The sequence below is a fragment of the Rhodomicrobium vannielii ATCC 17100 genome, assembly GCF_000166055.1.
Taxonomy (GTDB): domain Bacteria; phylum Pseudomonadota; class Alphaproteobacteria; order Rhizobiales; family Rhodomicrobiaceae; genus Rhodomicrobium; species Rhodomicrobium vannielii.
Genome location: NC_014664.1, coordinates 681,742 through 705,900 on the forward strand (window position 1 = coordinate 681,742; position 24,159 = coordinate 705,900).

A 24,159-nucleotide genomic window follows, 5' to 3' on the forward strand; every position below is an offset into this window, starting at 1 on the left:
CGCTTTGTCAAATATAGATATTCGAATATGTACTTCAATCCGAGGAGATAAGTCGGCATGACCGAAGGGAACGGTACCGTCAGCAACGGTGCACCCAATCAGAAGTCGATGACGATCATCGTCACCAAAGGCACGCTTGATTGGGCTTATCCGCCGTTCATTCTCGCGACCACGGCGGCGGCGATGGGCGTCAACACCACGATGTTCTTCACGTTTTACGGCCTTCCGCTGCTGTTGAAGAAGCTCGATCTGAAGATTTCGCCCTTGGGCAATCCAGCGATGAAAATGCCGATGATGGGCATGCACATGGCGATGCCGAACTGGGTCGCCACGATCCCGGGCGTGGACTCGGGCGCAACAGGCATGATGAAGGACATGATCAAGAAGAAGGGCGTCGCCTCCATCGACGAACTGCGCGACATGGCCCTCGAAGCCGAGGTCAAGATGATCGCCTGCCAGATGACGATGGACCTCTTCGAGTACAAGAAAGAGGACATGATCGAAGGAATGACGCTCGGCGGCGCGGCGACATACCTGGAGCAGGCGTTGAAGTCCGACGTGAACCTGTTCGTCTAGCACCGAAAAACAAAACCGACCCGCATTGCTTTCCAACGGAGGAATCATGGCCGACAAGACGCTCGACGCGAAAGGTCTCAACTGTCCGCTGCCGATCTTGAGGACGAAAAAAATGCTGAACGAAGTTCCGGCTGGCGGCACGCTGGAGGTGCTCGCCACCGATCCCGGCTCCGTCGCCGATATGGCTTCCTTCTGCCGGACGACCGGAAACGAGCTTATGGAGTCGACGAAGGATGGCGACGTCTTCCGTTTCCTGATCAAGCACACGGCTTGAGCTTAAAGAGGGCTGGAGCCACTCCGATAAGTTCGGCTCCAGCGCCAGCGTCCCGTAAGGGGCGCCACGGACGAACGAGATCTGGCGCCATCCGTTATTCCTTGCATAGCTATGCCGCGCTACTCGCGTAGCATTCAACTGCCTCATTGCGCGCCACATTTTCTAACGCGCCTGCGGTCTCCAAAAAGACCCAATTATAACTACGACGCGCCCATCGAGTTTTGACTGATCGGTCAAGCAAATCCTGCGCCAACTGATATGTCTCAGGAGGCTACCGGAATCTCATCCACGGGCCGGATTCCTGCCATCGCCGTTACTATCTGTTCCTTGTCTGCAACACAAACAAGGAATACGCTATGAGCGACCAGTTTAATCTTCACCACCAGACGCGGCTTCCGTCCGATCCCAAATTCTTGTTCGACCGTGTCGAGTGCTACTATCGTGAGCGGCTCGATGAGACTTGGAAAGGGCGGCATCCGATGAAGGGCAGGAGCCCTGGATTGTCCGCTATCAAGTTGCGCAGCAACGACTACTTGTGCGTTGCCGCCGACCGGCGCGTGATCGAAGCTGAGGTTCGCGCCTTGCAAGCCAGCGGTCACGGTGACTCGGTGTCCCGAACGTTCGTCCATCACGAGGCGGACGGGCTCAATGCCTTCGAACACCGCGTGGCGCGTCTGATGGGTTCGGAAGCCGCTGTGCTGGCCAACTCAGGCTATTGCGCCAATGTCGGTCTGATCCAGGCGATTTGCCGCCCCGACACGCCTGTGTTCCTCGACATGAAGGCGCATTTGTCGCTGTGGGAAGGCGTGAAGAGCGCGGGCGCCAAGCCCACACCCTTCCGCCACAACGATGCCGAGCATCTCGATCGCTTGATCGGGAAGGTTGGCCCCGGCGTGATCGTGGTCGATGCCCTCTACAGCATCGACGGCAACATCGCCGCGCTGGAGGACTTCGTCGAGGTTGCCGAGCGGCGCGGCTGCGCGCTGGTCGTCGACGAGACGCATTCCTTCGGCACGCACGGCCCCGATGGCGCCGGTCTTGTCGCAGCCCTTGGCCTCAGCCATCGCGTGCACTTCCGCACCGTCGGCCTGTCCAAGGCCGTGGCGAGCCGCGGCGGCCTGGTCATATGCTCGCAGCGCAACGCCGAGTTCCTGCGCTACGAATCGCTGCCCGTGATCTTCAGCACTCAGGTGCTCGCTCATGAGGTCGCGGGGTATAACGCTGCTCTCGATATTTTCGCCAACGAACCGTCGCGGCAGCGTCTCTTGCACAGCAATCATCGTTACCTGACCAATGGCCTCGATGAGCTGGGCTACAATGTCGACTTGTCGAGGTCGCAGATCATCGCCCTTGAGGCGGGCGAGATTCTCGAGACAATCAAGCTGCGCGATGCGCTTGAGAAGCGCGATGTCTTCGGCGCGATCTTCCTGCCGCCGGCGACGCCTGCGAAGCGCTGCATCATCCGCTTCACGGTGAATTGCGGGTTGACCAGGGACGAGCTTGATCGCGTGCTGGCGGTATGCGCGGAGATCAGGGACGAAGTCGGTCTGGCATCGTGGCCGTCGACGCGGCGCCGGGGCCGTCAGGCCCGCGTGGCTAGCCTCCCGACCGCGCTTGCGGCATAGCGGGGCTTGACAAGGCGGACGCGGCGTCAGCCGCGTCCAACCTTTTTGCCTCGACGATGGGGAGCCTGATTTCGAAGCTCGTGCCTTTGCCAAGCTCCGATGAGCAGGAGATGCTGCCGTCGAAACCTTCGACGACGCGCCTGCAAAAAGACAGACCGATGCCGGTGCCGCCGGTTGCTGCGTGGCCTGTCACGAACGGTACGAAGATATAGGGGAGTGTCGCCGCCTCAAGGCCGGGGCCGGTGTCGGTGATCGAGAGTATGTGTCCGGCCGATGTCGTTCTCGCCTCTATGAGGATCTGCCCGTCTCCTCCAGCGACCGCGCGGAGGGCGTTCTTGACGAGGTTGAAAATGACGTGAACCATCAGGATCTCCACGCCCTGATAGATGAAGTTGTCGCAGACGCGAACCTCGATCAACTCGCGTTCGCCGGGGCGGAATTGAAAGCGGCCGACCGCTTCATCGATCGTGCTGGCGATGGCATAAAACTTCATGCGCTCTTGAGAATAGCTCTCATCCCTGAGGTTGGTGAGGAGCATATCGATGACAAGGTTTGCTGCGACAGCGTGCTTATCGACGCGTTGGAGAGCGCCACTCAGCGCAACCATATCGCGATCGCTCAGGGTGTGATCGTAGCCGCGCTCCTGCGCCCACTGGTTGACCGCGCTCAACCGTTCGAGGTGGTCTCTTGTCTTGTTGGCGTCGAGCCGGATACCAAGCAAGGGCGTGCGCATCTCATGCGCGATACTGCTCGCGAGAGCGCGCGCTGCAATGAGCTTGTCACGCGCGATGACGCGCTCGCTGTGCGAGAGGAAAACCACCGCACTCAGGATGAAGCCGTAAACGGGGAGGAGAAGCAAAAATTCGGTCGGGACATCGATCTGCCCGGACAGCAGCCAATAGCCGATAAGCGCGATCAGCACCCCCAATATCGAGACCAGGACGCCGTTGGCCAGATCGTAGAGCAGAAACGTGAACAGGATTATCGCGGTCTCTGACATCAGCCAGACGCTATTCTCCCCGTTCATGAGTAACATCAGCGTAAAAAACACCGGTCCTACGAACAGGAGGGACCAATAACAATAGGGCAAGTAATACGTTATCAGGTGTCTTGGCCAATAGCGCCTAAGCGCCACCGGGATGCAGAGCGCGGTTCCCACAACCCTTAACGTCAAGTTCTCGTAAGGTTGCGGAAAAACGTATGCCCAGATGAAATAATAAAAGGGGAAAGCAATAAGGGCGAGCAGCCCTGTGGCTGGCAGCTTGTATGCTGAGACAGCGTGGTACTCAACATACGCACCGCGAAGACGGCGCACAAGATTGCGCAACCGGGAGAGCAAGGCCCGCCCCATCAGACGTTGGGTCATAATGCCAAGTCGCACGACTACGAACTTTCACTTGCACGATATCATGTGCGGAAATTATAAAGTTTTCGCTTAAGCTGCCCGAAGTGCCTTACGATCGCCTTTGGCGTCCGAGGATCAGGACTGTACTTATGAGCACATTGCTGCCGCTCTACCACCCGACGACATGCCTCGTCATCGACGACGATCGGCTCTATCTCGACAGCTTCGACTACAATTATGCCGATGTCACGCTGTGCGCAACCGAGCATCGCCCGGAGCAAGCCATCCAGCGCCTCCTGAAAGATGCGGAGCGGACCGGCTTGCGGATCGAAGAAGCTAATCGTGCGCCGGTTGATGAAGGGGAGGCGGCCGATCCCGTCATTCGCCTGCCAGCATCGCGCATCGCCGCAATGGCCCGAGATCCCGCCCGTTTTTCGCGCGTTTCGGTGGTCGTGGTCGATTTCGCAATGCCGAGCATGACCGGCGTCGAACTCCTCCAGAAGATCAAGCACCTGCCGGTCAAAAAGGTGCTCCTGACCGGCAAAACGGGGGATTCGACGGCCGTCGCCGCCTTCAACGAGGGCCTGATCAACCTGTTTCTGGTCAAGCAAGACCCAGACCTGCCCGAAAAGCTGAGGCGGATCATACGAGAGTTGCAGGTCGCTTATTTCAGGGACATCACCGCGCCGTTGGAACCCATCGCAAAGCTTGAGGACACGGCGTTCCTCGACGATCCAGGGATTGCGAGTTGGTACCATACCCTCGCCGAGCGCATCGGAGCGGTCGAGCACTATCTCCTGCCGTCACCGCCGGGCCTGATGCTGGTCGACGAGGCGGGGCAGGTCACCATCGCGTGGATCAACAACCCGGATCGGATGCGCGCTCAACTCGAGATTGCGATCGATATCGGCGCTCCCGCGGCGCTTTTGAAAGAGCTACGCGCCGGCAACACGATCCTCACCTGCCCGACGCCGACCGGGTTCTACGAAGAGCAGTACGAGCTCGATTGGCGAAAGTACGCTTTGCCGTGCGAGGAAATCAGGGGGAACACGCTCTGGAAAGTCGCGATCCAGCGCGACCGGGCACTTTGCTTGTCGCGGGCACTTGGCTTGTCGGCAGTCTCGTTGCGCCAATACCGCCAGTCGCAGGCCGGGGGCGTCTGCGAAATCTAGCAATGTCGAGTCGTGGCGCAACGCCATCGTTATCTCGGCGCATCCTCCATCTGGAACGATCACACTGCCTGCGCGTCCGGCGTCTTCGCTGGTGAACGAGATCGACCCGCGCCGTATCTCGGGCAGCAGGATGCCTGCTTGCTGGGCCGTCTCGCGTCGTCCAGTCCCTTTTTCAAGCTGCCAGAGCAGGTGGCATCTTGCATGCCTTGTCGAGCGCAGGCGGTCGCCCATCCACAGTCCATGGCGTCGAGCCGATCGAGCCGGGCTGGATGCGTGGCCGCCCCGACTTCGGACAAACACACTTACGACAGTTCTTGTGATTTCAAGGGAAACCGCGGTACGCCACCACCCTCGCCGAGTGCGGTGACGCTTTTCAGGCCCGCATTCTGGCGCTCTCAAAGACGCACAATCTGCGCACCGAGAGCCATTGGGAGGGCGCTTCCTTGCGGCGCATCCTCGCTGCGGAGCTTTCGCCCTATGGTCGCGCGGGTAATGAGCCGCGTTTCGCGCTCGACGGGGAGACCGTGAACCTGTCTCCGGGGCAGGTCCTTATGCTCGGGATGGCGGTTCAAGAACTGACGACGAATGCCGCGAAGTACGGTGCTCTTTCTACCCAGTCCGGCAGGGTCGATGTCACTGGAGCGTCGACAGGAACGGGGCCGAGGAGGTCGCGCGAATTCGATGGGTTGAGAGTGGTTGACCGACCGTGAGTCTGCTAACGCGGCAGAGTTTCGGGTCTCATCTGATTGAACGCGGGCTCTCGTTCGAAACGGGGAGCGAAGTTCGCCTGGAGTTCGCGCCCGCGGGTCTTTGATGCGCGATCACGATGCCGCTCAAGCGCGCGGATAACTGATGGGGAGCGAACCGCAAAATGAGCCGGAGCAGGGTTGCGAGCGTGGCTTTTCTCTCCGGCTCCTTCCCTGGGGGATGAGGCGGGATGACGTCGCTGGCGTCACGCCTGCGCGCGGGCAAAGCTGGTGCGGGTAGCCGCGGGCTTCGGTGTTGAGGCTGTCCAGCGCTCCGGGAGCGATGAGGCGTTTCCGTAATCTTGCGGCGAGAATTTGGCGGAGGGGGTGGGATTCGAACCCACGGTACGGTTGCCCGCACGCCGGTTTTCAAGACCGGTCTATTAAACCACTCTAGCACCCCTCCACTGGATGCTGGCCGCTCGCTTGCCGAGCGCTGGAACGCTTTGCGCCGGGATCGACAGACACACAGCGCCACGCCGCTCGCCGGTTCACACCGAAGCACGCCAGACTTTCCACGGCGATGGATAACAAATGCGCCCTCGCGGAGCAACTGCGATGGCGATGTGTCGGGAGCTTCTTCGCGTTCTTCGGCGCAAAGAAGCTCCGTCTCCTGTTTCGCATGCGGAAGCGAGATGCGTCCCGCGTGCGCTCGTTTCCGAAGTGGCTACTTCAGCGACGCATAGGTATTGGCGTCGACGTTGAACGTCAGGCCGCCGAAGACCGAGAGGCCCGGCGTGTTGTAGCGGCGCACCGTCTCATACTTCTCGTCGAGCAGGTTTTCGCCGCGCACATAGGCGGTAAGGCCCGGACGGATGTCGTAGCTGAGCTTCGCGTTGAGCAGCACGTAATCTTCGAGCTGGTAATTGCTCGAATCCACGGTGTCGAGCGCGAAACGCGTGTTGACGTTCGCCTTGACGGTGTCGAACAGCACCGCGTCCGCGCCGAGCGTGATGCTGTTGCGCGGGATGCGGACGAGGCGCGAGCCATCCTCCGCCCTTGCATCGACATAGGTGTAGCCCGCCGACAGCGTGAGCCACGGCGTGACCATCGCCGCGCCGGAAAGCTCCACGCCCTCGCGATGTGTCGTGCCGGGGATCTGCTGGTAGACCCACTTCCAGTTGGCGTCATAACCACCGCCAATCTCATTCGTAGTGTCGACCTGGAAATACGTACCGCTTAAACGATAGCGCTTGTTGTCGAACCACTGATCGAAACCGACGTCCCAGCTTTCACTTTCCTCGGGCTTAAGACCAGTGTTGCCGGAAACCCACTCGTTGTTTGCGTAGAGTTCATAAAGGCTCGGCGCGCGGAAGCCCGTGCCAGTGCTGGCGCGCAGTTTTGTTTGCGTAGGTTCATAGAAGTACGCGCCGGTGAAGCGGTACGTCTGAAAGTCACCGAAGGTGCTGTGCTCATCGTTGCGGCCGCCACCGGTGATCGTCAACCCCTTCAGCGGCTCCACCGAAAGTTGAGCGAAGACACCCGTCAGATCGATTCCGTGCTGGGAGTAAGCGCCGGTCTCAGCGGTTTCTTCCATGTAGTCGGCACCCGCTGTCACGGTCGCCCATTTCGTGATTTTCGCCGTGCCGAGATAGTCCACCTTCCAGCGGTCGCCGGTATAGGAGTCGTTGACGGCTGAACCACTGGACCATCCCCACTGATCGCGATCAAGTTTCATGCCTTGAATCGAAACCGTGTTGACGAAAGCGCCATCGAAAAGCTTGACCTCGGTGCCTACACGGCCGGACTGCTGGCTGTTTACACCGCGCGCGCCTGGCCATCCGTCTGGCGCCAGCCCCCAGGAATCGTAGGTGCTGTCGTAGTTATGCTTTTCCTCCAGAGCGCGCGCAGCAAAGAAGACTTTCACATCGTTGGAAAGCTTGTATTCGCCTGTGCCGCTGAAGGTCAGGTTGCGGTAACCGTCGTCTTCATTTCCAATCGCCAGAGCGGAATAGCCATCGCTGCGCACACTTTGCACGGTGAAGCGCGCATAACCGCGATCCGTGCCGTAGGCCGCGCTCGCCGTGCCGCGCTGGGTGTTGTAGGAGCCTGTCTCGCCGGAAGCCGTCATCGAAGCGCCGAGCACGGGGCGCGCCGTGTCGATTGAAATCACACCGCCGATCGCCTGACCGCCGTAGAGCAGGCTTTGCGAGCCTTTCAACACCTCGATGCGCTGGACATCGGTGGCGAGGATAGTTTCAAGCGCCGTCGTGACCTGCGTCCCGGTGGGATCGGATACATCCAGCCCGTCGACCTGCACCTTCACATATTTAGAAGCCGCGCCCCAAATGAAATAAGATGTTGTGCTGGCCGGCCCCGACTGCGCCACAGAGACGCCCGGCACCTGCGCGAGATAGTCCTGCACATAGGTGCGCGACTGCGCCTCGATCTGGTCGCGCGTGATGACCGTGACCGCGGAGCCGACCTTGGTAATGTCGGTGGGCACGCGGTTCGCGGAATAGATCACATCGCGTGACGCCTCGCCCGGCACCGCCTCTGCGGGCTCGGCCTGCCCTTGCGCAACGGCCGGGGCTTCCTTCTTTTTCTTCGGCGTTGCGGCTTTCTTCTTCTGCTTGTCGGCCTCGTCCTTCTTGACGACGACGGGCGGCAGGGTGTCCGAACGAGCGGCGGTTTGGGCCTGTGCATTCGCGGCGAGCGCGACAAGGCTGACGAGCGCGACGCAGGAGCGCGCGCGCGGATAGGAAACGGGCATTTTGGCCTCGCGATAACGTGACACGTCACCACGAACCAAAGTCAGGAACGCCGCGTATTGAGCGGATTCCAAGCCCCATCAGGACACCCCGCCCGACGTGTTCGCGCGTGACCACGGCTGATGGCAGGTCTCCTGGCTCGCGGGTCCAAGCTCCACGCCGCCTTCCCGGTTGCCCAGTGGCCTTTGGCGCTTCGCTCACCGCTTACAGTTGCGGGGGCAGCCGCGGATTGAGGACACCGTCCCTCACCGCGTTCCCTATTATCCTCACGTGAGGACCATCGCCTCATGGCATAGCTTGCGCGAAGCTTGCGTCGCAACCACGCAAATGCCGCAATGCGGCAAGTCTCGCGCAAGCTGTGGCGCGACGGCAACATCCCGCCATCGCGGGCCCCGACGCCGTTAACCATGCCCGTGCACGCATGATTAACGCTGCCCTGCTATTTTTAAGAAAATCGTTTGGTTGCGTGGAGGGAGGCGCGGGGCATGACATCGGCCGATATCATGCGTTTTGTGATCATCATCAGCCTCGGCGTGCTTGCGTTCATTACCTTTCTGGTGGCGGGCACACTGATCGGGCTGATGTGGCTCGAAAGCTGGTCCTGCGGGCATTGCAAGCAATATCCCGCCGGGATTTACATCCTTGGCGTGCTGGGCCTGTTGCTGCTCGGCTCGATGGGGCAAGAGGCAGGCGAAGCGCCGGAAACCTGGCGCAACTGGGTCAAGGCCCATATCCAGACCCTGATTATTCTGGCGCTGATCCTCGTCACATTCATGCTCGTCGTGAACTGGTGGTGGTGGTTCGGATAGGCACGGCCACGAGGACACGGATCACGCCCGATCCCGGTGCGGCTCGTTTCCGACGCGCAGTGACGGTGGCGGTCTGCGGCATTTGGCGAAGGATCAAAGCGACGCGGGGGCGGCCGAAAGCCGTTGATACCCGAAAACCGCTGGCCTACTGTCCGCTACGGCGTTCACGAGGACGCCCAAAATTCACATCTGCGCTGGATCGACCGTCCGGCTGCGGCAAGGTGAGCATTATAAAAACGGGCGTGGCTCAGCTTCGCGCCCGAGATGAGAGAAATTTCATGCGCCCCTCGAAACGGCAGGCCGGCGACCTTCGCCCTGTGAGCTTCCAACGCGCCTTTTCGCATCACGCGGAAGGATCGTGCCTCATCAAGTTCGGCAATACGCATGTGCTATGCACGGCGAGCCTTGAAGATCGCGTGCCGCCGTGGCTGAAGGGGCAGGGACGCGGCTGGATCACGGCCGAATACGGGATGCTACCGCGCGCCACCTCCGACCGCACGCGCCGCGAGGCGACGACCGGCCATCAGTCCGGCCGCAGCCAGGAAATTCAGCGGCTGATCGGACGGTCGCTCCGCGCCGTGGTCGATCTTCAGGCGCTCGGCGAACGCCAGATCATGGTCGACTGCGATGTGTTGCAGGCCGATGGCGGGACGCGCACGGCCTCGATCACCGGGGCATGGGTCGCGCTGCATGATTGCTTCCAGTGGATGCGCGCGCGCGACATGCTTCGCGGCGAACCCATGAAGGACAACGTCGCCGCCATTTCCTGCGGCATTTACAAGGGCGAAGCGGTTCTCGACCTCGATTATCCCGAGGATTCGGATGCCGAGGCGGACGCGAATTTCGTGTTCACCGGCAAGGGCCAGATCGTCGAAATTCAGGCTACGGCGGAGAAGGGCGCGTTCTCCGAGGAACGCATGGCCGAATTGACGGCGCTCGCGAAGAAGGGCATCGCCGAACTCGTGAATTTGCAGAAGCTTACGGTTCTTTGACATTGCCATGCCCGCTGCCTGACCGGCGGCGGGCATGCAAAGTCTGAGCATGGCGGATCGCTTTGCGCGGACTTCCGCGCAATCAGAAGCCACGATCGCAGGATCGGAATAGCTGATCCTGTCTGCTTTCGACGGCGCATAAAGCCCGCAGTTCAGAGCGTTTCTGCTTAATTGAAACGCTCTGCATGTTCGTTTCGCATTGCCAGACGGAATACCGGTTTTTGTCGCGCGGCTTCGGTGACCCGCCGCGCCTTAGTGTGGCTTGCCGCTGTCCTCGCCGATGGTGAAGATGCGCAGCATGTTCGTGCTTCCCGGGCGCTTGAACGGCACACCCGCGCAGACGAGGACGCGGTCGCCGTCGTCAGCATAACCGGAAGCGCGCGCGACCTCCTCGGCCCCGCGCACCATCTCACCCGTATTCGCGGGGTCGGATGTCTGCACGCAATGCAAGCCCCAGACGAGGTTGAGCCGCCGTGCTGTCTCGATCACCGGTGTCAGCACAACGATGGGCTGGGCGGGCCGCTGTCGCGCAACGCGAAGGCCGGTCTTGCCGGTCGCCGTGTAACAGAAAATCGCCTTCAGCTTCAACGTCTCAGCGATGGATGCGGCGGCGGCGCTGATCGCGTCGGCGGCGGTCTTGTCCGAAGGCGTCCCGCGAAAATGCAGGATGCTCTCGTAATTGACATCCTTTTCCACTTCGCGCGCGACGCGGTCCATGGTGGCAACGGCCTCGACCGGATAGGCGCCGGTCGCTGACTCGGCGGACAGCATCACCGCATCCGCGCCCTCGAAAACGGCGGTCGCAACGTCGGAGACCTCGGCGCGCGTCGGAACTGGGGATGACGTCATGCTTTCTAGCATCTGCGTCGCAACCACCACCGGCTTGCCGAGATCGCGGCCGGCTCGCAGAAGCTGCTTCTGCAATCCCGGCACCTGCTCAAGCGGCATCTCGACGCCGAGATCGCCGCGCGCGACCATCACGCCGTCGCTTTCGCGCAGGATGTCGTCGATTTCGGCGATGGCGGAGCGGCGCTCGATCTTCGCCATGATCGCGGCGCGATCGCCCACGATGGCGCGCACGTCGCGCACATCATGCACGCGCTGCACGAAGGAAATGGCGATCCAGTCCACGCCCGCTTCAAGGGCAGCTTCGCAGTCCAGGCGGTCTTTCGGCGTCATCGAGGCGAGCGGCAGGATGGCATCGGGTAGATTCACGCCCTTGCGGCTCGATAGCACGCCGGCGGTAATGGCTTCCGCGACGATGCGGCCGGGGCGCGCGTCGAGAACGCGCATGTGAAGCTTGCCATCGTCGATGAGGAGCGTGTGTCCAGGTTCGGCCGCTGCGTAGATTTCCGGGTGAAGAAGCCCGACGCGATCGATAGTGCCCGGCGTGTGGTTCGCATCGAAGATGATGGTCTGACCACGTTCGAGCTGGATGCTGCCTTCCGCGATGGAGCTGATGCGAAGCTTCGGCCCCTGAAGGTCGGCGAGGATGGCGATGGGGCCGTATTTGCTTTCGAGGTCGCGCAGCGCGGCGATGTAGGTGCGCATGTCGTCGTGGCTCGAATGGCTCATATTGATGCGGAAGACGTCCGCACCAGCCACGACAAGGCGTTCGAGTTGTTCAGGGGTGCTCGTCGAAGGCCCGAGCGTTGCTATAATCTTGACGCGGCGTTTTCTTTTCATCGGCGGCGTTGTCCCGGCGCGGAGGCTGCTGCGGCTTGCGCGGGAGCATCGGCAGCGGGCGGTGCGCCGCTCGCAGCCGTCGGCGCTGCGGGCGCCGTTTCGGATTGATCGGTGAGTTTCACCGTCCAGTCCGTCTGCTCCTGCGTATCGACTTCAAAGAACCCGCTTTTCTTGAAGCCGCGCCCGTCGCAATTATCGATGCCCTTGATAGTGAACTCAACGTCATTGGTGCACATGGCGATCGCGCCGCCCCACTCGCCGCCCTTGTCGTAGTCGAAGGCGTAGACGTAGTAGAAGCGCGCGCGCAGCTTGTCCTGAATGAGAAGGGCGCAGGACTGACTGTCGACATTCCACCAGCCTTCGCTGACCCAGCCGTCCTTGTCCTTGTAGCCGATGGCGACGCCGATGCGGCTCGCAGTGCTGTTGCAAAGCTTGAGCTCGGCGTTCGCCGGAGCGGGCAGGGCGAGCCCGAGGCAGAAAACGCCCGCCAAGGCTATCGCACGTGCCAGCCGTGGCGTTATGGGAAGCTGTTGCAGGATCATCCGTGGGTTCCAGGAATCACGTGAGTCGCTGGCTCACACTAATCTCTGATTGAGCTGTCGACAACAATAGCCCTGAAGTCATTCACATTTGTTCCCGTGGGGCCGCATACGACGAGATCGTTCGTGAGCCGGAAGAAGCCAGTGGCGTCGTTATTGGCGAGAAATGTGGCTGGAAGGAGATTGAGCGCCGCCGCGCGCCGGGCCGTGCCGGGATCGACGATGGCTCCCGCGGGGTCGTTCCCGCAGTCGCCGGTCCCGCCGTCGATGCCGTCCGTGTCGCCCGCGAACGCGGCGATGCCGGGCTGACCGTTGAGGGCCGCGGCAAGCGCGAGCGCGTATTCCTGATTCGGGCCGCCTCGGCCGTTTCCACGTACAGTCACGGTGAGTTCGCCACCCGAAAGGATTACGACGCGCCGACCGTCTGCGAGGCAGCGGCGGGCGAGGCGGGCGTGCATCTCGGCCACGTCGCGGGCTTCGCCTTCGAGCGAATCGCCCAACATGATGACCTCGTAGCCGAGGCCGCGCGCCAGTTCTCCCGCCGCGTGCAGTGAGTCGCGGCCGGTGGCGACGAGTTCGTAACGCGCGTTGGCGAAAATCGCGTGCCCCGGCTTTGGGGTTTCGTTCACGGGATCGTTCAGCGCCTCGATCACCGAACGCGGCGGTTCAATGCCGTATTTCGCAAGAATGCGCCGCGCATCGGCGAGCGTCGTGGTGTCGGGGCAGGTGAGGCCCGAAGCGATGGTCTCAGGCTCGTCGCCGGGCACATCCGAAATGGCGAGCGTGACGAGGATCGCCGAAGGCGAAGCGCAGGCGGCGAGGCGTCCACCCTTGATGCGCGAGATGTGTTTTCTGACGCAGTTGATTTCGCTGATGCGTGCGCCGCATTTGAGAAGCGTGCGAGTGAGATCCTGCTTCTCGGCGAGCGTAATTTTCCCGGCGGGCGCAACGAGGAGCGCCGACGCGCCGCCCGAGATCAGCGTGAGGATGAGGTCGCCCGCCTTGGCGGAGTGCGCGGCCTTGATGGCCTCGGCGGCGGCGAGCACGCTGCTCTCGTCAGGGATCGGGTGCGCCGCCTCGATGAGCTTCAATTTCTTGAGCGGTTCCGAGTTCTCGCCATGCCGCGTGATGGCGACACCTGTCAGTGTGTGAGACGCGCAGGTTCGCGAGAAATGGTCTTCGGCGATGCGTGCCATTCCAGCCGCCGCCTTGCCGCAGGCGATGATGACGATCTTGCCGTCCGTCGGGCATTCGGGGAAGTGACGCGGCAGACAGCGCCCCGGCTGCGCGACAGCGACGGCCGTATCGAATAGCGCATAAAGGAAGCGTCTGGCGTTGTGTGACACGTCGCAAACTGGGGGTTAATGGTCGATGGTCGCCCAGCGCACGTTACTGCTTCGACCGCGATGGTCCAATTGGCTTTAAGTCTGTCGCCCAAAGTAGCGGGGTGCCATGCGATTATTGCATGGCTCGCGTTGCCGGCCGGATGGGCCTTGCTGCCCCGTTTACGCCCCGCTTTTCAGAAGTCGAGGCCGATATCGAGCGCCTTCACCGAATGCGTGAGCGCGCCAACCGATATCATGTCCACGCCCGTTTCCGCGATGGCGCGCACCGTCACGAGCCGCACCCCGCCCGACGCCTCGCAGAGGATGCCAGGCTTCGCGGTTTTGGCGCGCGCGACGGCGCTCTTGAGCTCGGGCACGGCCATGTTGTCGAGAAGCACAGCGTCGACATCATGCCGAAGGGCCTCTTCGAGCTGGGTCAGCGTATCCACCTCGACCTCGATCTTCACCATGTGGCCGTTGGCGGCCCGCGCGAGATCGATTGCCGCCGAAACGTCGCCCGCCGCCGCGATGTGGTTGTCCTTGATGAGTACCGCATCGAAGAGGCCAAAACGGTGATTGTATCCGCCGCCCGCGCGCACGGCGTATTTCTCGAACGCGCGAAGGCCGGGCGTCGTCTTCCGCGTGCAGACGATGCGGGCGTGCGTGCCGTGAACCGCCTCCACGAAATGGCGCGTGGCGGTGGCGACGCCGGAGAGATGCTGCACGAGGTTCAGCGCGACGCGTTCGGCCGAGAGTATGGCGCGCGTGCTGCCCGATACGCGGGCGATGACGCTTCCGGCATGGGCGGTTTCGCCGTCGCGAAGCTCCGCCGCGAAGGATATGCCGGGATCGAGCGCGCGAAACGCCGCCTCGGCGAGCGGAAGCCCCGCGATGCAGCCGTCTTCGCGAAGAGCGAGCACGGCCTCGGTGACATCATCCGGCGCGATGATGGCGTTGGTCGTGATGTCGCCCGCGAGGCCGAGATCCTCCGCCAGCGCATCCCTGATGAGAGCCGCGACGAGATGATGGGGAAATTGAAGGTTCGAGGGGGCGTGTCCCGTCATGTCTTTTGCCAAGCTCGCATTCCAGAAATGAACGCGGAGCTTAACAAGGAACGCCCGGGGTGCAAACGTCTTCGCGCGATGAGCGCAGGGTTTATGCTGCTCAGGCGATCTGCACCACGGGCGCGAGCTTCGCAAGCTTGTCGAGCCAGCGCTGAACCCGCGCCTTGTTCACGCCGAAGTCGCCGCGACCGACGAGCGAGCGGCTGTAAATCGCGATGGTGGACCGGCCATCCTCGACATCGACGAAGCGCACTTCGATGGTATCGGGGAAACGCCAGAAGGCGGAGCGTTGCACATAGCGCGCGCTGAGTTTGTTTTCGTCGACATCGACGAGTTCGAGGTTCGGCTCGGAAGCGACGGCCGTCCTGAACGCCTTCCTCAGTTCATGCGCGCTCACCGCGAAGACTGGCGGCTTGATATCGCTGCGAGCCTTGCATGCGCCAGGCGGGCAGGCGAGCGCGTCGTTCGGCGTCTCGCGGCGGCTCAGCGTTTCGAAATCGACCGGCCCCTGATCGGCGGGACCGGCGAGCGACCAGAGCCTCTCGGGACCGACGATGAAGAATGCGGCGATGATCGCGATGGGGATCGCAACCAAAGCAATGGCGACGACGGATCGGGCTCTCATTATATCTCCGATGGCAGGGCAGCCTTGGGAAATGGTAGACCACCCGCCCGCGAAGGCAAGCGTCGGCACGGCGGATGCGGCATGCACAAAGAGAAGGAGCCTCGGAAGGCTCCCGGCGAAAGCCGTTGCGCATCGACCGTCAGCGGACGAGGCGCCCGATGCGTGTCACGCCGAACGCAAGCGCGCCAAGCGCACCGAGAATAAGGAGCACGCCGCCCGGCATCGAAGCTTCGGAAGGCTGGGCCGCTTCGGCCGACGACAGCGGCGTCGCCTGCCCGGGTGCATCCCGCTCAACTCTCGTGGCATCGAGCGCGGCGGGAGACGAAGGGCGCGCCGACGCGACCACCGGCCCGGAGAGCAGATCCGCGACGAGTTCCTGCGTACCGATGAGGGCGATTTCCGCAGCCTCCTTCAGGGCGCTTGCCTCATCGAGCTTTGCCTTGAGTTCGCCGACTTCGCCGCGTGCGTCTTTCTCGGCGACCTCCGCGATGTCGCGGGCCGCTTCGGCGAATTCGCGGGCGCGAACCTCCACGGCATACTTGTCGCGGAGCGTGTTCACCTTGTCTCTTGCATCGGTGAGCTGGCTCGACATCGCGAGGTTCGCCTGAAGCAGTTCCTGTTTTTCTGTCGTGCTTGCGACGAAGGCGACGAACAGCCCGAAGCTCAACGCGCCGAGCATGTAATTGAGGTAATGGCTGGGCATGACGGTTCCTTAAAGGAAGGTTAACGGGTCAACGCGCACATCTTTTTCTTCCTTTTTCATAGCAGCTATTGGTTAACGCCAGCTTTTTCAGATGTTTGACGACGGAAAGTAATTGAAACCTATCAAGTTCGCTCGCTGCAACTTTCGCGCGATGCTTTGCGGTATCTCGCCCAGCTTGCGGGCTGGTCGAAGGGTTATCGGACGTTTGCTGGGTTTCCGCGCAAGAAAAAATCTTTAACGGAGGGCAAAATCGTTTGCCTCTTGCGTTCCGTGCCGTTAGCGATCAAGGTTGCGCGCGCGCAACAGATGCAAAAGATTGCGAATCTCGTTTCCAGCGGAAAACACACACAATGACTGTCAGGGTAGCTATCAACGGCTTCGGCCGCATTGGTCGAAACGTTCTCAGGGCCATCTCCGAATACAAGCGTCATGATATCCAGATCGTTGCGATCAACGATCTGACGGACGTGAAGACAAATGCACATCTGCTTAAATACGATTCCGTCCACGGCAAGTTTCCCGGCGAGGTTAACGTAACCGGCGACGGCATCGATGTCGGCTACGGCCCGATCAAGGTTCTCGCCGAACGCGATCCGTCGAAGCTTGCCTGGGGCGACCTCGGCGTCGATCTGGTGATGGAGTGCACGGGCGTGTTCTCCGATCGCGACAAGGCGGCAATCCACCTGCGTTCGGGCGCGAAGAAGGTGCTCGTCTCGGCGCCGTCGAAGGGCGCAGACCTCACCGTTGTCTTCGGCGTCAACCACAAGCAGCTTGAGCCCTCGCACGAGATCATCTCGAACGCGTCGTGCACCACCAACTGTCTTGCGCCGGTCGCGAAGGTCATCAACGACCTGTGCGGCCTCAACCAGGGCTACATGACGACGATCCACTCCTACACGAACGACCAGCGCATCCTCGACCTGCCTCACAAGGATCTGCGCCGCGCCCGCGCCGCTGCTCTCTCCATGATCCCGACCACGACCGGCGCCGCGAAGGCGATCGGCCTCGTGCTGCCGGAACTTGCGGGCAAGCTCGACGGCACCTCGATGCGCGTACCGACGCCGAACGTGTCCTGCGTCGATCTCGTGTTCATCCCCGGCCGCGAAACGAGCGTGGAAGAGATCAACCACGCGATGGAACGCGCCGCGCAGGAAGAGCTGAAGGGCGTGCTCGGCGTGACGAACGAGGAACTCGTTTCCACCGACTTCAACCACAACCCGAACTCGTCGACCTTCGATCTCACACAGACGCAGGTCGTCAACAACAAGCTCGTGCGCGTGCTGTCCTGGTACGATAACGAGTGGGGCTTCTCGAACCGCATGGTCGATACGGCTGTCGCCATCGGCAAGCTCATCTAGAGTATGATCCGCAAAAGTGGGCACCTTCGCGAGAAGATCATGCCCACGAAAGAACTTTGAGCGAGATTGCGACCCGTAAAGGCGATCTCGCTCTGGAGAAAGCGATCACATCATGAACGAAAAGCCCTGCGGGCTGATCGTTGCCATTCCGCCCGCTTTGGAAACAGAGTGGGCGGCGCGTCTTTCGGAGCTCGTGGCAAGCTTCCGCCCCGCCGGGCTGATCGTTCGTCCGTCGCGCGAAAACGCGGCGCTCGTGAAGGCGGCCGCACCGCTCGAACTCGCCGTGCTCGTCGCTGGCGAGATCCGTGAAGCCGCGCGCGCCGGGGCGACCGGCGTCTGGTTCCCGTCGTCGGAAGATGCGGATTTTGCCGGTGCGCGGAAAGCGCTTGGCGCCGACGCGATCCTTGGCACGGCCTGCGGCGTGAGCCGTCATGCGGCCATGGAAGCGGCGGAGGCTGGCGTCGATTTCCTCGCCTTCGACGCCGCCGCCGACCTCGACGCCGCAGTCGATGCCTCGGCGTGGTGGGATGAGGTGGCGGAAGTGCCAGTCGCGCTCATCGTCGGAGCGACGAAGCCGGAGCGCGACCGTGTCCTTGATGCACGTCCAGACTTTCTTCTTGTCGAAGAATCGGTGACGGCGGGCGAAAGCCTTATTTTCGCAACAGAGTTCGGATTGCAAAGCCAGACCTGAAGTGTTTTCGAGCGAGGCGTCTGCCGGTTGAGAAAACGCGTCAGCACAAGCCTAGCTTTCCGCACGACGCGGAGACCGTCGGATGTTCGGCGGGCAATCCATCGCGTCGGCGATGTCTTCGAGGTTTTGCTTCCGTGAAAAGCCTGCGACTTCTGACCTTCGCCTTGACCGCCGTCTTCATCGGTGCGCTGGCGCCCGCTTGCGATGCCGCATCGAAGGCGCCGCCCGCGCAGAAGGGCGGTTGGTCCACGAGCGAAGCGCCCTCGGACCCGGGCGATCCAGCCTACGCAGCCTTCGAAGCCGGGAATTACGATGAAGCCTACCGGCTGGCGAGCGCAGCGGCGCAACGCGGCGAGGCGCAGGCCAATACGCTCCTCGGCGAGCTTTACGAACAGGGCCTCGGCGTCCATCAGGATCTGAAGAAGGCCGCCGAGTGGTTCACCAAGGGCGCAGTCGCGGGTGATATGCACGGGCAGTTCCGCCTCGGCGTCATGCTCGCCGAAGGCCGCGGGCTCAAGAAGGATCGCCGCAAGGCCGCCGACTTCTTCGAGGCCGCGGCGCAGCAGGGCCATACGCTCGCGGCCTATAATCTCGCGCAAGTTTATGTCGAAGGCTTCGCTCGACCGCAGGACATGGGCCGGGCGGCCTACTGGCTCGGCATCGCGGCGGAAAAGGATCACGCGCAGGCGGCCTACGACCTCGCGACGCTGCTTCGCCACGGCGATGGCGTCCAGAAGGACGAGGCCAAGGCAGCCCAGTTCATGGCCAAAGCTGCGGATATGGGCAATGTCGAAGCGCAGGTGGAGTACGCGATCATGCTCGGCAACGGCAAGGGCGTGCCGAAGGACGAGGCGGGCGCGGTTAAGCTGCTGCGGATCGCGGCGGAGCGGGGAAACCCGATCGCGCAGAATCGGCTGGCGCGCGCCTATTCGGCGGGCTTCGGCGTGGGGAAGGATCGAATCGCGGCGTCGAAGTGGCATCTGCTGGCGCGGGCCGCCGGTCAGAGCGATTTCAGGATGGACCTGTTCGTGATGTCGCTGAAGCCGGACGAGCGCAAGAAGGCGGAAGCCGAGGCGCAAGCTTGGCGCGAGGAAGCCGGTGCCGCTGTCCGCTGACGCATAGGGCATGACCCTCTCATTGATCGCGCCAGGCCGAGCTTTCATGTATCGGGAGCGATGACGCTTAAAAGCCAAAAGCGCCGGACATTGTCCGGCGCTCTGGAAGGCTGACGACTGAACCACTAAGTTTCTCAGGGAACGAGCGGCCCCGGCAGCGGCAAAACCTTCCTGCCGAAAGCCGTATTCACGACCAGCGCGCCGCTGAGATAAATCCCCACGATGCCAGCGCCAAGCAAGGCCCAAGCGGGGATGAACGCGTTGGACTTTCCGATCAGGCCGAGATCCATCAACGCCACGAAGGGCAGGGCCACATCGAGCAGCGCCACGATGGCGAAGAGTAGCACCGTGTTCTTGAGGAAGGCGGGGGTCCAGAGCCAGAGAACCATCGTCAGAACGGCCCATGCCCAGCCATCGATGCGCGCATCGAAGGGAACCTGCCGCACAATCATGTCGTACTTCAACAGCATCTCGACGCCGCCGACGAACATGAAGAAGGCGGCGAAGAACAGAAACGTGTTACCTCCGGTCGAATTATTCGACTTGTAGTCCAGGATCGCCACAGTGAACTGGATGACGAAGCCGCCCAACAGCCAGAGGCCCAGCAACGGCATGGCCTCTTTTGTGACGTTGCCGCTCAACAAGGCGAAAAAACAGAAGCAGGCTACAGCCAGACCAACCAAACCCGCCGGCGTCGGATTCGCCCAAGGAGATGTTGTGAGCTGAACGTTCTGAAAATTCGAGTCTACTCGCTGGTCCATTGAATTCCTCTATCGAATGACGTGACGCGTGTTCAGTGATTGCGGTTTCGCTGCCACTGAGGCATGCCCTCGATACGTACCCATCCCATTCACGATCGAAGGATTGCCGTTCTGTCAGTCGTCATTTCGCGAGGAAGATTTTCGCTAGATGTCCATTCGTTTCGAGAATCTTTAGCTGCCGGTCCGTAATCCCCGAAACAGGATCGCGCCACTCAACTAAAGTCTTGCATGCCAAGGGTTCGCACGGCGCGAACGCTGCCCAAACAAGGACATGCATGAGATGGACGGTTCCCGCCCGAACCGGCGTGGCGAAACGCCGCCCGATGCAAAAGCAGGCCACGTCCGGCCACGGCGGCAAACGATCGGCGCGCCTCATGGCGGAAAACCATCGGGCTTTTTGCCAAGCGGGCTAGCCAAGCGTTAAAAGGGCATGTATATCTAGCGGCGATTAACTCTCGACAGGCTTCGCACCTTCGGAAAGGGAACCGAAGGACGGGGCTTGTTGCATTTCTATTCGGAGAACGACGATGGCAGTCCCCAAGAGAAAAGTCTCGCCCATGAAGCGCGGTTTCCGCCGCTCGGCCGACGCGCTTGCCGCCCCGACCTATGTCGAGGACAAGGAGTCGGGTGAACTGCGCCGTCCGCACCACATCGACCTCAAGTCGGGCAAATATCGCGGCCGCCAGATTCTGGAACCGCGCGAAGACATCTAACCGGTCCGGCCTGTAGCCTCGCATAGGCTCATCGCCTCTCTGGATCGGTGCTTTCAGCCCTTATGCGCCGCGCCGCGATCAAACGCGGCGCCTTTGGCGTTTTTGGCGTCCGCGTCGGCATAGCATTTCCAACGCGTCCGCCTGGCATAGCGTATTCAGGCCCGATCTGGTATTTCATTGGTTGCGATGACACCCGAGGATCTTCTCATACGGGAACACAAAGCGCCGGACGGCCACCCTACCGCTGCGCCCGGAGAAGAAACGGCTGCCGTCGAGATCGGACTGAATGCCGCCATCGTGTCGATGATCTGCGGCGAGCCACAGATTCTCACCGTCTCGACCGGTAGCGGCGCCAATGGCGATTCGCCGCCCGCGCTGCCGTTTGGCCTCTTCACGCCGCGCAAGCATCGCACGCTCGAAATCGGGCTGCGTGACTGGGTGAAGGACCAGACCGGCGCCGACCTCGGTTATGTGGAGCAGCTCTATACGTTCGGCGATCGGGGCCGCCACGCGCACCCGGGCGACGAGGGCATGCATGTGGTGTCCATCGGCTATCTCGCGCTGACCCGCAACGAAGAGGCTCGTGCGGGCGGCGGGGCGCACTGGAGCGCATGGTATCGTCATCTGCCCTGGGAGGACTGGCGCAACGGCAAGCCCCAGATCCTGACGCAGGAGATCGAGCCGAGGCTTGAGGAATGGGCGCATCGGCGCGAGAGCGCGGGCACGCCGCGACGGCCGCTCGCGCGAGGGGACCGCTTTCGCATGTGTTTCGGCCAGTCGGTGCCCTGGGACGACGAGAAGGTGCTGGATCGCTACGAGCTTCTTTACGAGGCCGGTCTTATCGCGGAGGCGGCCCGCGACGGTCGCGACGCCGCGCGCGCATGGTCTGACCTGCCGCAACTCGGGCGTCCGATGATGTTCGACCACCGCCGAATCCTCGCGACCGCGATGAGCAGGCTGCGCGGAAAACTCAAATATCGGCCCGTGATCTTCGAGTTGATGTCCGAGACATTTACCTTGCTTGATCTTCAGCGGGTTGTCGAAGCCATCCTCGGTAGCTATCTGCACAAGCAGAACTTCCGGCGGCTTGTTGAAAACGCGGGGTTGGTCGAATTGACGGGCCAGCAGGTATCGAGAACGGGCGGCCGCCCCGCGCGGCTCTACCGCTTCCGAAAAAGCGTCCTTCTCGAGCGGCCTGCACCTGGTTTCAGGGTTCGCGTGCAGAACATTACAAGAACAAATTCTGCCACCTGACCGTTGCCCCGTTAACACTACTCGTAGGAAAGAGAAGAAATCCCCAGAAAGAGGGTGATTAAGCTCTTTGAATGCTTCCTAAAAACGGCGCATTTTGATAATATTTCCCTGTCGGTAGGAAGACTCATTGCGGCGATTGAGTCTGATCGGCCTCGGCAAGACCCTCAATCGTAGGCGCGTACGAGCCGCCTGCAAAGGATCACGATTAAGGCATGGCTTCGAGTCGGCTCTAAAAGGGCGGGGCGGCTTATTTGTTTTCAGTCATGCGAGGCGTAAGGCTGCGGCATGTTGATGAGAACCCTCTAACCAAGACAAAGCAAAGTGAGAGCGAGTATGCCTGATAATAATAAGGATCTATGCTTCGGTTTCAAAGCCAACGAATACGTGGTTTATCCGACGCACGGCGTAGGGCGTATCGTTGCGATAGAAGAGCAGGAAATCGCCGGCTGCAAGCTCGAACTCTTCGTTATCAACTTCGAAAAAGACAAGATGACGCTTCGCGTCCCCACGTCGAAGACGCAGAGCGCCGGCATGCGCAAGCTTTCGGACGCAGCCGTGCTCGCTCGCGCCATGGAGACGCTGCGCGGACGCGCCCGCGTCAAGCGCACGATGTGGAGCCGCCGCGCCCAGGAATACGAGGCGAAGATCAATTCCGGCGATCTGATCACCATCGCCGAAGTCGTGCGCGACCTTTACCGTTCCGACGCGCAGCCCGAGCAGTCATACTCCGAACGCCAGCTTTACGAGTCGGCTCTCGATCGCATGGCGCGGGAAATCGCCGCCGCTCAGGATGTCGATGAATCGATCGCCATCCAGAAGGTCGCCGAAGCGCTGACAAAGGCCGGTCGTCTTCGCAAGCAGGAAGTCGAAGACGAAGAGAAGAAGGAAGCCGCCTGATCGGCTTGCTTTTCCCGCAGCGTCGCGTGCTCTTTCGCTCGGAGCCGCGATGCCGCGACAGCAAGCCGTTCCTCCCATCGAGACGATGAACATGCCATTCGGCGCGTGCCGAGGTTAGCGCAGTGTTGCGCCTTCCTCGCCGCTGACGACTTCAACCTGCTCAGGTAAAGTGGCCGTGATCGATGGCCCAGCCTTGCGCTCCAGCCAGCCCCGGATGCGCACGATCTTTCCGACAATCGCGGTCACGTCGCCGCTTAGGCGCTTCGCCGCCGCTCCTTCGGCATACGCACGGAAGCCGAACTTCTTGTCATCCCCAAAGGTCAGCGTTATGCGCGAGCCGCTTCTGGCGACGCCTTTCACTACGCCCTCCACGATCTGATAGGTCTGAACGAGATTGCCGACGAGGCGCGGCTCGGACGCCGACAAGATCTTGAAGACGGCGCTCCCCCAGTTTCCGCGCCTTTCGGCTCTGGCGGTTGCCTCGGCGGCTCGAAGCGCGGCGAAGCAGCTCTTGTTGTCCGCTTGCGGCGCGGCAAGCGCCAGCCCGGCTGACACGAGTTGTTGTTGCAGCCAGAGCGGCGGATCGCCCGCGACGAAGATATGCGCGGTGGTCACGCCGTAGCGATCACGCTCCGCGCCGCCGATTTTTACCTCGACCTTCTTCCCGAGCGCGCCCTTCAGATAAGAGGTCGCATCGTGCGCGGCGTCGCCGCCTTGTTGCGGCAGGGGAGGGGTCGCGATGATTTCCGCGAGGCGAATCATGCGGCCATCCGCGAGGCGGAGCGTTTGCGGTCCGGTGACGGCGGCAAGGGCGCTTTCGCCCGCGCTTCGGAGGTCACAGGTCGGCACGGCGGCCCCCTGTTGCCCGCGCGAAGGCGAGGCCGCCACCAGCACGGCCAGAATGCAAACGGCGGAGGTAGCCTTGCGAAAGCCGCTCGCGGAAATGGTTCGCGGGACTTTCGATCCCGCCCACCACATGCCTCGCCAGCCAAATACGCTCGACGCATGCCAAAAGTTGCGCGCGCCAAGTAACGGCGGAGCCGACAAGCTCCGTCGACAGCTCCCGCCGCGCGGGCTTCCGCAGAGTTCGTGCCCGGAGCGGAAAAGCGGCTCGTCGATGCGCGCCTGCGCGTGGCGGAATGAAAAAATCATGGCGCAATTCGTAGTAGCTCGCTGCA

Annotated in this window: 22 protein-coding genes, 1 tRNA gene, 1 pseudogene and 1 riboswitch; of the genes and pseudogenes, 13 read left to right on the plus strand and 11 right to left on the minus strand. The window is 61.8% G+C overall.

Annotated elements, in window-relative coordinates; genetic code table 11:
* Positions 1 to 57: 57 nt before the first annotated feature.
* From dsrE2 to cqsA, 3 genes are all read left to right on the plus strand, one after another.
* Positions 58 to 576 (plus strand): sulfur carrier protein DsrE2, encoded by a 519-nt coding sequence (gene dsrE2 / locus RVAN_RS03000; protein ID WP_013418288.1) that lies wholly within the window; start codon positions 58 to 60, stop codon positions 574 to 576.
* A 46-nt stretch (positions 577 to 622) separates the two neighbouring features.
* Positions 623 to 850 (plus strand): sulfurtransferase TusA family protein, encoded by a 228-nt coding sequence (locus RVAN_RS03005; RefSeq protein WP_013418289.1) that lies wholly within the window; start codon positions 623 to 625, stop codon positions 848 to 850.
* A 356-nt stretch (positions 851 to 1,206) separates the two neighbouring features.
* Entirely contained in the window at positions 1,207 to 2,475 is a 1,269-nt protein-coding gene (cqsA, locus tag RVAN_RS03010) for an alpha-hydroxyketone-type quorum-sensing autoinducer synthase (RefSeq protein ID WP_013418290.1), read from the plus strand.
* Here cqsA and RVAN_RS03015 read toward each other — a convergent pair.
* Positions 2,447 to 3,502 (minus strand): sensor histidine kinase, encoded by a 1,056-nt coding sequence (locus tag RVAN_RS03015; protein ID WP_041787249.1) that lies wholly within the window; start codon positions 3,500 to 3,502, stop codon positions 2,447 to 2,449. The two genes, cqsA and RVAN_RS03015, sit on opposite strands and share 29 nt — an antisense overlap.
* 476 nt (positions 3,503 to 3,978) lie before the next feature.
* Between RVAN_RS03015 and RVAN_RS03020 the strand changes: the two genes are divergently transcribed.
* On the plus strand, positions 3,979 to 4,992 hold the full coding sequence (locus RVAN_RS03020) for a response regulator (RefSeq protein ID WP_169309508.1): 1,014 nt from the start codon (positions 3,979 to 3,981) through the stop codon (positions 4,990 to 4,992).
* 353 nt (positions 4,993 to 5,345) lie between these two features.
* A pseudogene (locus tag RVAN_RS19470) lies at positions 5,346 to 5,702 on the plus strand (HWE histidine kinase domain-containing protein); the annotation flags it as partial.
* A 352-nt stretch (positions 5,703 to 6,054) separates the two neighbouring features.
* Here RVAN_RS19470 and RVAN_RS03025 read toward each other — a convergent pair.
* Together RVAN_RS03025 and RVAN_RS03030 are read right to left on the minus strand one after the other, a co-directional pair.
* A tRNA-Ser gene (locus RVAN_RS03025) sits at positions 6,055 to 6,144 on the minus strand.
* Between the two features lie 261 nt (positions 6,145 to 6,405).
* Complete coding sequence (locus RVAN_RS03030; protein ID WP_013418293.1) at positions 6,406 to 8,451, minus strand: TonB-dependent receptor plug domain-containing protein; 2,046 nt, start codon at positions 8,449 to 8,451, stop codon at positions 6,406 to 6,408.
* A 105-nt stretch (positions 8,452 to 8,556) separates the two neighbouring features.
* A riboswitch (cobalamin riboswitch) is annotated at positions 8,557 to 8,745 on the minus strand.
* A 189-nt stretch (positions 8,746 to 8,934) separates the two neighbouring features.
* Here RVAN_RS03030 and RVAN_RS03035 point away from each other — a divergent pair.
* Complete coding sequence (locus RVAN_RS03035) at positions 8,935 to 9,258, plus strand: hypothetical protein (protein ID WP_013418294.1); 324 nt, start codon at positions 8,935 to 8,937, stop codon at positions 9,256 to 9,258.
* A gap of 278 nt (positions 9,259 to 9,536) precedes the next feature.
* The gene (gene rph / locus RVAN_RS03040) at positions 9,537 to 10,250 is read left to right on the plus strand and encodes a ribonuclease PH (protein ID WP_013418295.1); all 714 of its coding nucleotides are present in this window, start codon (positions 9,537 to 9,539) and stop codon (positions 10,248 to 10,250) included.
* A 252-nt stretch (positions 10,251 to 10,502) separates the two neighbouring features.
* Here rph and pyk read toward each other — a convergent pair whose 3' ends face one another.
* The 6 genes from pyk to RVAN_RS03070 all read right to left on the minus strand — a co-directional run bounded on the left by pyk (position 10,503) and on the right by RVAN_RS03070 (position 16,192).
* Positions 10,503 to 11,936, minus strand: a complete 1,434-nt coding sequence (gene pyk / locus RVAN_RS03045; RefSeq protein ID WP_013418296.1) for a pyruvate kinase — start codon at positions 11,934 to 11,936, stop codon at positions 10,503 to 10,505.
* A complete protein-coding gene (locus RVAN_RS03050; protein ID WP_013418297.1) occupies positions 11,933 to 12,478 on the minus strand; it encodes a DUF1036 domain-containing protein in 546 nt (181 codons plus the stop codon). Before RVAN_RS03050 ends, pyk begins: the two co-directional genes overlap by 4 nt.
* A 38-nt stretch (positions 12,479 to 12,516) precedes the next feature.
* Positions 12,517 to 13,821, minus strand: a complete 1,305-nt coding sequence (locus RVAN_RS03055) for a glycerate kinase type-2 family protein (RefSeq protein WP_013418298.1) — start codon at positions 13,819 to 13,821, stop codon at positions 12,517 to 12,519.
* A gap of 173 nt (positions 13,822 to 13,994) precedes the next feature.
* Complete coding sequence (gene nadC, locus RVAN_RS03060) at positions 13,995 to 14,864, minus strand: carboxylating nicotinate-nucleotide diphosphorylase (RefSeq protein WP_013418299.1); 870 nt, start codon at positions 14,862 to 14,864, stop codon at positions 13,995 to 13,997.
* Positions 14,865 to 14,964: 100 nt separating this feature from the next.
* The gene (locus RVAN_RS03065; protein WP_013418300.1) at positions 14,965 to 15,489 is read right to left on the minus strand and encodes a DUF1499 domain-containing protein; all 525 of its coding nucleotides are present in this window, start codon (positions 15,487 to 15,489) and stop codon (positions 14,965 to 14,967) included.
* A gap of 139 nt (positions 15,490 to 15,628) precedes the next feature.
* On the minus strand, positions 15,629 to 16,192 hold the full coding sequence (locus RVAN_RS03070) for a hypothetical protein (protein WP_013418301.1): 564 nt from the start codon (positions 16,190 to 16,192) through the stop codon (positions 15,629 to 15,631).
* 350 nt (positions 16,193 to 16,542) lie between these two features.
* On the opposite strand from RVAN_RS03070, the gene gap reads away from it, so the two are divergent.
* The 3 genes from gap (at position 16,543) to RVAN_RS03090 (ending at position 19,356) form a co-directional block, all read left to right on the plus strand.
* Positions 16,543 to 17,550 (plus strand): type I glyceraldehyde-3-phosphate dehydrogenase, encoded by a 1,008-nt coding sequence (gene gap / locus RVAN_RS03080; protein ID WP_013418302.1) that lies wholly within the window; start codon positions 16,543 to 16,545, stop codon positions 17,548 to 17,550.
* A 112-nt stretch (positions 17,551 to 17,662) separates the two neighbouring features.
* Positions 17,663 to 18,241: a thiamine phosphate synthase gene (locus RVAN_RS18650; RefSeq protein ID WP_013418303.1), complete on the plus strand. Its 579-nt coding sequence runs from the start codon at positions 17,663 to 17,665 to the stop codon at positions 18,239 to 18,241.
* A 134-nt stretch (positions 18,242 to 18,375) separates the two neighbouring features.
* Entirely contained in the window at positions 18,376 to 19,356 is a 981-nt protein-coding gene (locus RVAN_RS03090) for a tetratricopeptide repeat protein (RefSeq protein ID WP_013418304.1), read from the plus strand.
* A gap of 134 nt (positions 19,357 to 19,490) precedes the next feature.
* On the opposite strand, the gene RVAN_RS03095 is transcribed toward RVAN_RS03090, so the two are convergent.
* Complete coding sequence (locus tag RVAN_RS03095; RefSeq protein ID WP_013418305.1) at positions 19,491 to 20,117, minus strand: acetate uptake transporter family protein; 627 nt, start codon at positions 20,115 to 20,117, stop codon at positions 19,491 to 19,493.
* A 527-nt stretch (positions 20,118 to 20,644) separates the two neighbouring features.
* Here RVAN_RS03095 and rpmF point away from each other — a divergent pair.
* The 3 genes from rpmF to RVAN_RS03115 all read left to right on the plus strand — a co-directional run bounded on the left by rpmF (position 20,645) and on the right by RVAN_RS03115 (position 22,981).
* Positions 20,645 to 20,830, plus strand: coding sequence for a 50S ribosomal protein L32 (gene rpmF / locus RVAN_RS03105; protein ID WP_013418306.1), 186 nt, complete (start codon positions 20,645 to 20,647; stop codon positions 20,828 to 20,830).
* A gap of 186 nt (positions 20,831 to 21,016) precedes the next feature.
* Positions 21,017 to 22,084, plus strand: coding sequence for an NUDIX hydrolase (locus tag RVAN_RS03110; protein WP_013418307.1), 1,068 nt, complete (start codon positions 21,017 to 21,019; stop codon positions 22,082 to 22,084).
* A 333-nt stretch (positions 22,085 to 22,417) separates the two neighbouring features.
* Positions 22,418 to 22,981: a CarD family transcriptional regulator gene (locus RVAN_RS03115; protein WP_013418308.1), complete on the plus strand. Its 564-nt coding sequence runs from the start codon at positions 22,418 to 22,420 to the stop codon at positions 22,979 to 22,981.
* Positions 22,982 to 23,095: 114 nt separating this feature from the next.
* Here RVAN_RS03115 and RVAN_RS20460 read toward each other — a convergent pair whose 3' ends face one another.
* Complete coding sequence (locus RVAN_RS20460) at positions 23,096 to 23,830, minus strand: thermonuclease family protein (protein ID WP_169309509.1); 735 nt, start codon at positions 23,828 to 23,830, stop codon at positions 23,096 to 23,098.
* Positions 23,831 to 24,159: the final 329 nt, after the last annotated feature.